7 protein-coding genes and 2 pseudogenes are annotated in these 11,574 nt (G+C 56.7%); 3 read left to right on the top strand and 6 right to left on the bottom strand.

The features are described 5' to 3' along the window. Positions 1 to 278 precede the first annotated feature (278 nt). Positions 279 to 2,513, bottom strand: coding sequence for an APC family permease (locus BSG09_RS19165; protein ID WP_092935980.1), 2,235 nt, complete (start codon positions 2,511 to 2,513; stop codon positions 279 to 281). 84 nt (positions 2,514 to 2,597) lie between these two features. Beyond that, positions 2,598 to 3,007 (bottom strand): annotated as a pseudogene (locus BSG09_RS19160) (transposase); the annotation flags it as partial. A 480-nt stretch (positions 3,008 to 3,487) separates the two neighbouring features. Between BSG09_RS19160 and BSG09_RS20505 the strand changes: the two are divergent. Continuing rightward, positions 3,488 to 3,649, top strand: a pseudogene (locus BSG09_RS20505) (site-specific integrase); the annotation flags it as partial. 47 nt (positions 3,650 to 3,696) lie between these two features. Beyond that, positions 3,697 to 3,936 carry a hypothetical protein gene (locus tag BSG09_RS19150; RefSeq protein WP_092935976.1) on the top strand — a complete coding sequence of 80 codons (240 nt, stop codon included), beginning with the start codon at positions 3,697 to 3,699 and terminating at the stop codon, positions 3,934 to 3,936. Positions 3,937 to 3,993: 57 nt separating this feature from the next. Here the strand turns inward: BSG09_RS19150 and BSG09_RS19145 are convergent, their stop codons facing one another. The 4 genes from BSG09_RS19145 to BSG09_RS19130 form a co-directional block, all read right to left on the bottom strand. Next, positions 3,994 to 5,514, bottom strand: a complete 1,521-nt coding sequence (locus BSG09_RS19145) for an RAD55 family ATPase (protein ID WP_092935974.1) — start codon at positions 5,512 to 5,514, stop codon at positions 3,994 to 3,996. Between the two features lie 120 nt (positions 5,515 to 5,634). Next, positions 5,635 to 6,987, bottom strand: coding sequence for a hypothetical protein (locus BSG09_RS19140; protein ID WP_092935972.1), 1,353 nt, complete (start codon positions 6,985 to 6,987; stop codon positions 5,635 to 5,637). Continuing rightward, positions 6,984 to 9,044: a type II secretion system F family protein gene (locus BSG09_RS19135; RefSeq protein ID WP_223174787.1), complete on the bottom strand. Its 2,061-nt coding sequence runs from the start codon at positions 9,042 to 9,044 to the stop codon at positions 6,984 to 6,986. Before BSG09_RS19135 ends, BSG09_RS19140 begins: the two co-directional genes overlap by 4 nt. Positions 9,045 to 9,046: 2 nt before the next feature. Then, entirely contained in the window at positions 9,047 to 10,804 is a 1,758-nt protein-coding gene (locus BSG09_RS19130; RefSeq protein ID WP_223174788.1) for a type II/IV secretion system ATPase subunit, read from the bottom strand. 179 nt (positions 10,805 to 10,983) lie between these two features. Here BSG09_RS19130 and BSG09_RS19125 point away from each other — a divergent pair, with 179 nt between their 5' ends. Then, entirely contained in the window at positions 10,984 to 11,442 is a 459-nt protein-coding gene (locus tag BSG09_RS19125) for a pyridoxamine 5'-phosphate oxidase family protein (protein WP_223174789.1), read from the top strand. Positions 11,443 to 11,574: the final 132 nt, after the last annotated feature.

The following is an 11,574-nucleotide window of genomic DNA, read 5'->3' as shown; positions in this document are numbered from 1 at the left end:
AACTCAGATTATACATCCAAACGGTGTCTCCGCCCCGAGTGACGGCGCGTATCCACGCCGTGAACGGCGTGGTATTGCGCCTGTTCCACCTATAAGTGATCGGGGATGATCTCCCCTTTGAGAACCGCGAGGGAGAGAATCACTCGTGGCGTAGCTACCATTGGATGGGGCTATCTTAAACTAGCTTCCTCTCCTGAAATATAAATCATGGTGAACTGTCCCACGGCCTGGAAATATGTGCACAGGCCGACTATGCTGTCTCCCCGTGAGATCGTTCTTCAGTCTGGGCGGCTGAGCCAGCGCCAGATTCGTCGGGAGAGGGGGACTTGGACACCTGGCTCTTTGACCACGAGGACGGAGCTCGTCGTCTCGGCGGGGACGAAATCAGTGGTCTGACCGAAAAACTCGCGAATCCGATCTGGGCGGGTGGGTCCACCCATTACCAAGAGATCGGCCGCGTTGGCCCGTTTGACCAAAGCACAGTCGACGTCATCGGTTCGAAGTAGTTCCGTCTCCGTAGGACTATCTGTGAGTTTCGCGAGGTCGGTCAAATACTCCCGAGCGGACGTTTCCGCCTCCTCGGCGGCCTCCTCGTCGATTGCCTTGACCAACGTCAGGCGCGCATCCGTGGCGGCAGCGACCGCGTCTGCGAGTTCAATCTCCGCGCGGTCGTAGGGGTTGGTCGCGGCCGCGACGACAATGTCCTCAATGTCGCCGGTCTCCCGGTATTTCAGTACGGCGAGTCTGACCGGGAGCGGCGACCGGAGTATTTCGTCGACGTGACTCTCTCGGAAGTGGTATTTTCTGATTGGGTCGTGCCAATCGATGAGAACGAGTTCCGTTTTCTCGCGGATGGCATCTATCAGGGCGGCGCCACGGTCGTGGGTGCGGATCTGCTCGAAGGAGACGGTGTGCTCGTCCCGATCCAGCGTGTGGGCGCTCTCGATGGGTTCCTTCCAGTCGGCATCAGCGTGAGATACAGGCTCCACGATCGGGGTCTGCGGGGGGATTTTCGAGATAGCCAGCACCTCCAGATCTGCATCGAATTCCTCGGCAAATGCATTCATTAACGTACAGAGGAGTGGGTTGGTTTCTCCCTCAAAGGTCTCGACCAGTACATGCGACCCAAGGTCAGTGAACTCCCTACTCTTCGATGCTTTCTCTTCGATCGACTGTCGGTACTGGGCTCCGAGAAGCAGGTCCCTGATGTCGTGGTCCGGCTCGACGGGCTCTCCGACCTGTAGCTGGACGGCGTACCACCCGATTCCGAACAGGACGAACACGACCGCCGCGACCTGCGAGAGTCGCCCCATAAACGGAAGCAGGAGCAACGCGGCGACGGCACCGGCAAGCGGCAACCACGGTGAAAACGGGACTCGGTACGCCGGTTCGTACCACTCCGGTTGGGCGCTCCGGAGCAGGACGACGGTGAGGTTCAGAAGCGCGAACACAAGAATGCCGAACGTGCCCCCGATTTTCGCTAGGCCTTCGACGTCGCCGCGGAACGCCAACACCAGCGTGATCATTACGCCCCCGGTCAGCCAGACGGCCCACGTCGGCGTCTCGAAGCGGGACGAACGCTGTCGAAGTTTCGGTGTTACAAGCCCATCACGCGACATCGCGAAGGGGAACCGCGAGGCGGACAACACGGCCGCATTGGCAGTTGACACGGTTGCGAAGATGCCCGCGATCGCGACGACCGCGCCACCGAGAGCACCGAGAAACAGTCTCCCAGCGTCGGCGATCGGCGCCGTACTCTCAGCGATGTCGTCGAGTGGCATGACCCCTGTGATGATGAGCATGATTGCGACGTACAGGAACGTGACGAAGACCACGGCGCTAAACAACGCCCGCGGGAGCGTCGTTCCGGGATCTTTGACCTCCTCGGCGACCGCAGTCGCCTTCACCACCCCCAGATAGGAGATGAACACGAGTCCAGTCGTGGCGACCACCCCTCCGACGCCGCCAGCCGTGAACGGCTGCCACAGCGTGCGATCGGTCGCAAACAAGCCCTTGCCGACGAAAATTCCAAGGATGACGACCAGTCCGCCGACGATAAGGTTCTGGAGCCAGCTGCTCTTTTCGGCTCCAACCCAGTTTAGGACCGTCAACAGGAACCCGCCAACGACTGCTACGCCGAGAATAGGGACGGCCGAGAACTCGGTGACGTACCAGCCGAGTCCGACCAGAGCAAACGAGCCCTTGAAGACGAGCGAAAGCCACGTACCGAAACCGACGACGGTGCCGATGAGTGGCCCCATCGCTCGGCTTGTGAAGTAGTAGGAACCGCCAGACTTGGGCATTGCCGTCGCGAGTTCGACTGCACACATCGTCGCCACGAGCGCGATCAGGCCGGCCAGACCAAACGAGAGCGCCGCAGCAGATCCCGCACCTTCCGCTGCCGGCCCTGGAAGGACGAAAATCCCCGCTCCGAGCATCGTCCCTGTCGTGAGAGTGAATACCGCAACTATACCGAGTTCGCGGCTGAGATCAGAACCCGTTCCCTCGGACATGAATTATGTGAAGAGATACTCCGATACTACTTAAAAACGAGGACATCATTCCAGCTCAATCGTGAGGATGTCATAGGATTCAACTCATAGATTGAATTTCCCATGTTCTGGATCGTCTTCTCGCTCGTAGGTGGTGATTGCAATCACGATCCGGAGACACAGCGCAACGAACACTTCTGCTCGTGCGTGGACGCGGCCCCGGGTGCGAACGTGTCCGAGGCCGCAGTCCTTCAAGCATCGTTGCTTCTCTCGACTCCTGTATGCCGATCGTATGTCTCGTCTAAGATGGATTGCTCGAGTTGCACGTCTTCTCCATGTTCCTCAACACGGTCTTCGACCCTGTACTCGATGTCTTTCGGGTCGTTAGTGTTGCGCTGATTGCATGGGGAGACTGGCACGACCCCCGCGTCCAGCAGGGGGTCGTGCCGGTCAAGAATGTCGTAGGCGCTGTCTCCAAGCATCCAGATTGGTGTTTTGACGGCGAGCGCGTCACGGAGTGATCAGCGAAACTATTGAACATGCAGTCCTGAGGAGCGTGGAATATGGCGACTCCGGTCCATATTGCGTGTCTAGGGCCGGCGGATGCTTATTTACATACTCCTGGGAGCTATTTTTTCAGAACTGTTGTAATGAGCCGTCTCGATAAATAGTTCACTCCTTAACTTAATTGTCGTTGCATATTTTCTATATAAATACAATTTCTGTTGAATGCCCATTATGATTCTAACCGTGCTCAGAGAGAACAGCATCCTCCCTCGTATCGGTTCTAGGTCCGTCTTTTGCAGCTTCAAAGATTATGCAGACCACTCTCCTCGGCGTGCTCTTCGAGGAACTCAGTGGAAAACAGTGTAGTGAGCCGACAACTGATCCTCAATGAGGAGGCTTCTGTGTGCACAGCGGATGCCTCCTCTCGAAAAGTAGCCTCGATAAGCCGCCGCTGTCACGCGATTCGTCTCTTAGTTAAAGACAGATGCGCACAGAAACAGTTGCTCGAGCATCTCGACGCGATCGCGGCCGACCAGGGGAGTTCGGACGCGAGTGTCGTGTTGAAAAACTATCTCTCGGAGACCGAACGGCGACAGTATCGCCGTGAGTATATGCGCGATCGGCTTGCGGAAGCGTTCAAGTCAAAATAGTCACCTGTTTCGATATATTCAATATGTTAGTGGCAAAACTCTAACTAGTGGCCAATCTCAAACTCGATTTCGACGACGAGTTGATCGCTGTCGACGACCACGACCGTCAACAGCGGCTCATAGCTGCCCACGACGGCGACAAGTGGACCGTGTTCGAAGGGGCAATCGACGGCCCCCAGGCACTCTCGAAACGGGCCACAGCCGAGACAGCGAACCAGGTCCTTGTCGATGCGCTGCAGTGGCTCGCTGAGAACGACGACTACCCCTCTTCTCTTGACTATAGATAACCTCACCAGCAGCGACATGAATTAGGCTCGACGTCTACTGTAACGGGCGAAGGAATATCAAGTAACGACTCGAACGTACGGGGGTTTATCTAGATACTCGATCAGTCGTACTGCACCAGTGTCGCCGGTCGGGCTCTTGTGAAGTTGCACATACTGGAGGCCAGTATCGTTCATCCACGTCTCGAGAAGCTGAGAGGCGAGGTCGACATGGAACGCAGCGAGTTCGTCTTGTAGCAGTGCCGGATTGTGAATGTCGATAATGGCGTCGGTTGGGGTTACGACGGATGATTGGAGCCACGATCGAACCTGCCGCGTCGTCTCTTCGCCAAGCATGTGGCGCAACGTGTTTGTATCGAGTGATAGCACGACGCCTTGACTACGAGACCGATCGTGTATCGTCGTCATCGCACTCTTGATACCGCTTTCGTCTTCGGCGGATTTGAAAATGTTCTGATGGTCATCCCAGACGCCGTGATGGTCGAAGACGAAGAGACGATCGTCGTCGAGAAGGTCATCCATTGGCGTTCCAAGCCGTTCGAAAACCGACTGGAGAAACAATGGTTGTGAGTTGATACGTGGCAAGAGAGCGATGGACCGATTTTCTTTAAGTATATTTGATAAGATGACATAGAGGATCCCACCGACCTCTGCTTTTCCATCGTGTTGAACGACCGCACTTTCACCAGAGAGAATTCCACCACCTAGTAGCGTATCAAGACCATCAATACCCGTCGATATGTGGTTCGTCACACGAAGCGTCGAACTAAACGTCCGGTTCTCCGGAAGAATACGAATCCCCTCATCGCCGAACACGAGTTCGAACGTTCGGTCATCGTACGCCACACCACGCATTTTCAGAATATCGAGTAATCGTCTGTCCGTTCCGCGGAGTCGGTTTCGCTGGAGCCGTATCACGCCATGCAGATTGTACTGTGTGAGCTCGTCGACCGAAAATTGGCCCGTTTGCATACCGTTGGTGTTCGGCCGTGACGATTCTGCAGTAAACAGCGCTGTTGCGTCGTGATGATCGTTTATCAACTGGATGAGGTCCAGCAGGAACCGTCGATACGTCTGCTCGTTTTCGCTGACGGAACGGAGTCCGGAAATGCTATCGACGACGACACGGTCGCCCGAGATATTAAAGCGGAAAAACTCCCGAAGGTTCGCGGGTGTAAAATCGATGGAGTGGTCATCAATCTCGTCGCCCCCCTCGAGGGTCCGAAGAAGGTGACGGTCGATGTCGTCATCGGTCCGATCCGCACCATACGTTTCGACGATTGTTCCCTGATCGTATTGGTCGGTCCCACTGCCGGGACGTGCATGTAACGAGAGGACAGTGAGTGACTCGTCTGTTAGATCAAACGAGAACGGCTCGAACGTGTCACGCAGTTCATCCGGCGTCTGTTCAGTACTGATGTACGTACAGTGCTCGTCGTTCTCGAGGCCAGCCTGCAAGAAGTTCATTGCCAGCGTCGATTTTCCGGCCCCTGGTGGCCCAGTCACGAGGACCGTTCTGTTCTCTTGGAATCCCCCGTCGAGGATCTCGTCTAATTTCTCGATCCCCGTCGAAACAGCCATATCAGCGCTATGAACCGAACGCTAATAATGACGAGGGTCTTGAATTCCATCTTCGCCGATACGCGCACAGTCTCGCATCGAATCGAGAAAATGAAACCCGACACGGCGGTGTGTGCCGACTCACGAGAGGCCTGGCTCGAAACTAAATGGTCGACCTCGATCCCAACTCGATTCTCCCCTGTTGCCAGGTTCTTCCTCGTCGTCCAATTCGTCCTCGCCATCGCTATCGGTTGGCGGACCCGCATGTTCCGGTGGGCCTTGATCGTCGTCCGTTTCTTTTTCGTCGCCCGACTCTCCCCAGACCTGTAGTGTAAACTCTACTCTCGCTTTGTCAGCTTGTTCTTTGTCATTGCCACCAAACTCGGCTACAACAGTTACGTCCCGAACCGTAGAGATATCATCTGGTGTCTCGTAAACAAACGCTGTCCGACCATCAGTACCCGACGCCTGCTCAACCGGACTGACGGTGCCTGGTCCCGAAGAGACGTTGGCCTCGACCGAAACACCACTGACTGGATTATCGAACTCGTCTCTGACCTCCGTGACGAGTCGCTGTCTTCCGCCTGCCGGCAGACTCGCATTAGCGCCCTCGATGTCGGTGAGATACATCGGCGGCTGCGTGACGGAGCGACCCCCAATCCCGACTCGAGCGAGTTGCATCTCGTAGGTTACATCCCGCTCTAACGTTATCGTGAGTCTCTCACATGGTTCGTCAGCCTGCTCGGTCGCGGAGCATTCATAGTTGGTCACATGGCTGTCATTCTTCAGGATATCGTTCCACTGTGTTTTGGTGAGTTCAGTTGGGATCTCGAGCGTGAGTGGCTTCGATTTGGTACCGGAGACGAGGACAGTTCTCGTTTCGGTACTCGAGGGCCGGATCTCGAGGAGTGTCCGATCGACGCCGGTATTGCTGACCGCGCCCCTGGCCGTTGTGAGCGTTATTGTGCGGCCGTCGACGATTTGATGACCGTCCGTGACAACCATCGTCTCTCCGACGCGGTTATAGACGGTTCCCAGCTCGTAGATCGTCTGTGGCGGGTTGCGGTACTCGTTGTAGTGTGGGGTGTAGATGAGTGGCTGCGTCGTGAGCCGTTTCAGCGAACCGTTCCAATAATCGCCCGTCTCCCCGTGGGCGTACGCACCATCGATGGTCACATTTTCCGGCTTGCCCGTTCGAACCGTTCCAGTCGCTGGCGGTGGGTTCAACAGGAACAGACGCGACTGATATCGAACACCAGGGGTCAGTGCGATCGACTGGCTCGTTCCGATCGCCACCGATCTGTCGATCCCCGCGGCGACATCTCGCATCTCACCCTGGACGCGCTGGTTGTGATTGAACTCCGCCTCACTGACCAGGGCTGGAACCGCGTTCAACTGTAACAGCGCCAGCATCGTCATGAGAATCGCGAGGAGCAAGATCGCACCGATAAGCGGCGAAACGGCACGATCGGTACCGATCACGTCGCGGTTCATAGGGCGAGAAACACCACCGTTACGAGCACCGACAGCGAGATTGCGTATTTGAGACCGCCGAGAAGGTTGTTCTCGGCCAACTTCCCACCGATTAACCCAGCCACGATACCTTGGATGAGCGCGGAGTGGAAAAAGATCGTTCGGAACACGTCGACGTCGATCGAAATCGTCGCCGGGCTCGCCTCCATGGAACCGGAACTCGAGGCTGCGACCGCTGCCATCGGGTCGAGAAAGCTCACACTCAATACGACGATGATGAACAGATAGACGAGCGAGCCGATAAAGACGATCGCCAGATACGGTCCGACCTCGTTCCGTCGGGCAGCGTTCATGCGAGCGTGGATCTGTAATTCCTCGGCTGCGATCTCGAGGATTTCGTGGAGATCGCTACTGATTCGATTTCCTTTCGCGATGATCGTCAACGTTGGTGCGACTTGTGGAATCGGGAGGCGGCCTGCAAGTCGACGAAACGCCTTCGAAGGGTCGTGATTCCAGACGATATCGTTTCGCACCGTCGTTAGCTCGTCGCTCAACGGGCCCGTACCCGCCGTCGAGAGCAAGTTGAACGCGTCAGTGAGCGTTACACCCATTCGATTCGCGTTTGCGAGCGTCTCCAAAATATCCGGAAACTGATCGACGATCTGTCGTTCCTGCCGTCGGTTCCGTTCGTACAGCACCGATACCGGAACGCTGGCGACAAGTCCCGGGAGGACGGCCAGCCAGAGTGTCGTCATGACGGGCTCGACGACGATGGCAGCGCCCGTTGGTCGAACGCGGCCACTGAGTACCACGCCGGCCGCAAGCACGACGCCCAGCGGAACGGTAATCGCAAATCCCAACAGTGGCCGCCGTGTGATGTCTTCGATACCGTTCGTGAGATGTTCCAAGACTCTTGTACGGAGGTGACGCTGCTGGTATGTCCGATACCGCGTGGAGTCTTCGAGTGACTCATCGGCCGATGGCACGCTACGACCGATGGATCCCTCCTGTGTCTGTCCGTTGGCTGCTTTCGATGCAGTGAGACGAGGGGCGTGGGCGAACAGATCGACGAAGAGGAAAAACCCGACCGCACTCAGCGGCAACACGACGTAGATCACGACGGCGATCTCGAGGGTGCCAATGCCGCCTAACAGGCCAAGCACGAGCAGCGTAATAATCAAAAATAGCGGTCCAGCGACGAACCCGGCGATAAATACCTCGCTGATCAGCCCGAGTCGCTCGACGAACGTCTCCTGTTTCTGAAGGGCGATTTCGGTCTGTTCGTCGATCGCGTCGCCGAGGAATCTGCTGACATCTCCACCCGACTCGAGGACGCCAAGGAGGTTCGTCAGAAACTGCTGAAGCGCCTCGCTCGGTGTTCGATCGCGCGTGTTTTCGATCGCCGTATGCAGATCGTTCCCGAAGAGTTCCATCTCACGAGCGATCAGGTCGAACTCGTCGGCGATTTCACCGTAGACGGCTTGTTCGTCGGCTAGCGCTCGGACTGCCGTGATAATATCGACACCACCACCGGACATCGCGTACAGAAACGTAATTGCAGATGGCAATCCCAACTCGATCTCACTGCGACGTGTACTGACGAGTCGGCGTGGCCGGTAGTGGACAATCCATCCCCACGTCACACCGCCACAGACGATCGCGAGACTCGAGACCGAAAGCACGGCCCACACGGCTGTCTCCATCGGCGTCGATCCCGTGACAGCATGGATGCGGTCGAAATTTCCAGCAATGACAGCCACTGCGATGAGGACAACGACGGCGAGAACGGCACCGCCACCAGCCGCTTGCAGACTCCTGACGGCGCTTTCGGCGAGATACTTGTCGACGGTCGTCCGAATGTGAGCCTGCTTGAGACGATGTTGTAACGTACGGTAGCGCTTCGTCCGGCCCTTGAAATATGCCCGGATGCGTCCGTACTCGTCGGCGAGGCCGTCTCGCAGCTGGTCGTCCGGGCGTCGATCCGTCAACTGGCGGGTCGCATCGTCTGCGTCAACACCCACGCTTGGCTGTGCGTGAGCTGCTGGCTGGTCTGTCTCCTCGAGAGGTGTCTCATCCACGGCTAGTCACCCGACTCGGCAAGGACAGACGCGAGCTCATCGTCGTGGACGAGATCGACGACTGTGTCAGGTTGGCGAGCGAACATCGTTGTCGTCTTGACGACCGCGTCGTAGCCGCTGATTCCGTTCGTGTAAAGATACTCGAGGATCTCACGTCGCTGCTTGAGTTCGGTTTCGACCTGCCCTGTCGTCCAGCCACGTTCCTCACGGACGTCGTCGATCGTCTGTGAGGTCTGTGCCCGATTGAAACTATCCGTCGCAGGGTCGCGATCGAAGACCGTGCGCGCCTGAAGCATGTCTTGACCCTCGTCTCGGGGAATGATCTCGACGACCTCGCTGTTTCGACGGACGTTCTTGCCATCGACGCGCACTTGTTTCTGTATCGAAACCAGATCGAGTTCGGCGATCATCTGTCTCGGAACGGTCAGTGGTTCGTTTTGCAGTCTGCTCAACAGCCCTCGCACGGAGTTCGCGTGAAACGTCGTATACGCCGTGTGGCCGGTCGAAATCGCCTGAAAGAACGTTGAGGCGACGCGTGGATCAGCTCGGATTTCGCCGACGAGCAAGTACTCTGGTCGCTGTCGCAGACTTGCTTCCAGCAAGTTGTACATCGAGACTTCGCCTCGTCCCTGATCGCCTGTGGCTTCACGGGAGACGCTTTGAATCCAATTGTCGTGTGGCAACGAGAGCTCCGGTGTATCTTCGATAGAGACGATCTTGCTCTGGGGTGGAATGAAAAATGACATCGAGTTCATGCTCGTCGTCTTTCCAGAACCTGTCGCTCCAGCGAACAACAGCGAGCGGTTGTTCTGCACTGAAAACCAGAAAAACGCCATCTGTTCGATACTGAACGTACCGGAGTCGATGAGATCGATGGGCGTAAACGGGGTATCGGTAAAGTTTCGAATCGTAAAATTTGACCCGCGTGTCGTCACGTCACCACCCAGCGTCGCTTGCATCCGGGACCCATCCGGAAGGCTGGCGTCAACGAGCGGGTTCGAGACGGAGAGATGTTTGCCCGCTCGCTGGGCGAGTTGCATTACGTACGAATCGAGTTGCCCCGCATCGAGCCGACAGTTCGTCGGGATGTTTCCGTACTCACCGTGATAGACGTGTATCGGGACCTCCTCGCCGCTGCAGGAAATGTCTTCGACCATCGGCGAACGCATGAGTGGATCGATCCGCCCATATCCGATGAAATCCCGGCGCAAATAATAGAGAATCTTGTGTAACGACGTACTGGAGACGGACGCCGCATACTCCGTGACGATCCGCTTTGCCTCGCTATCGAAGACCGCACGCGACGGTTGATCACCGGTTCCGTCCGCATACATTAACTCGGATCGAAACGTCTGCTCGAGGTCGTCGCGAACGTATGCTTCGAACTGATCGAGCGCTGGCTCGACGACCCAGAGACGCGGCTCGTCGGTCGCGTCATCCGAGACGGTCGCCAGATATGCATACGGTCGATTAACCCACGACCAGTCGCGTTGGTGGTGTGTCTCGAGATAGTCGAACTCGAAAAACGTCTCGTCGATCTCCGGTTCGCGGACGGGATCGAACGGATCGCCTGGAAAGAGTGGACTCGTGTCTGCGCGTGCCTCCGACAGCACGTCGTCGATGAGACTGGCTAACTCTTGGCCACCCACGTCGGCGGACGCATCCGCCAGCCGATCTGTAGATTTCGGTGACAGATCGTCTTCCGTCTTCCCCCCTGCTGTCTCGCGATTATAGCTGAATTCGGGCCCCTTGTCAGACATAGTGGTTCAGATGTGTATGCGCAGCCGAGACAAACGCCAAAATACAATTTCGAGTTGAATAGTGCTGGCTTCTAACTCGAAGGCCTAAAACTTTGTTCTGGGGGTCGCTGAGTCGGAACCACGCACTCTGCCGAGTACTATCCCATGTCTTTATTCTCTGCGACTGATATTCACATGATATGTCTGAACAGATCGGGTACTCGATGTCGACTGCAGAAACGGTCCATTTTCTCGAGCAACAGGGACATGGCACGCTCAGTCTCGCAGCGGACAATCGTGCGTATGGCATTCCGATTTCGTATGGGTACGACGAGGACTACAATCGGCTCGTAATGGAGTTCGTCTCGACTGAAACGAGCAAGCGAAAGCAGTTTGCCGAGTCGACCGACGAGGTAACGCTCACGACGTATGAATTTCGAGATCAGACGACGTGGGCGAGCGTCGTCGTCACTGGGACGCTTCACAAAGTTCCGCCGGAGAACGTCTCGAGTCGGGCTGCAGCGCTGTTTTTTCACCGGGCTGATGACGCCGCAGGTGATGACCGCTGGCGGAATGACATGTTCGACAAGGAGTGGTACGAAATCGATATCAAAACGATGTCTGGTCGCCGTGGTGAGCAGACGCCGTCAAAGGAATAAGATACGTGTTGACCTCCTCCACGCCCTGAAGGGCGTGGAATCCGACCATCGGATTTCCGCCGAGTGTGGCGTTCAAGGTTCCAACCCGCACTCAAGGGGAACCGGCAGCATACCGGAGGAACTCTCGTTTCC

It is taken from the genome of Natrinema hispanicum (assembly GCF_900111485.1).
Taxonomy (GTDB): domain Archaea; phylum Halobacteriota; class Halobacteria; order Halobacteriales; family Natrialbaceae; genus Natrinema; species Natrinema hispanicum_A.
The sequence above is the reverse complement of the archived record's forward strand: the minus strand, read 5'-3'. Positions and strand labels throughout refer to the sequence as shown.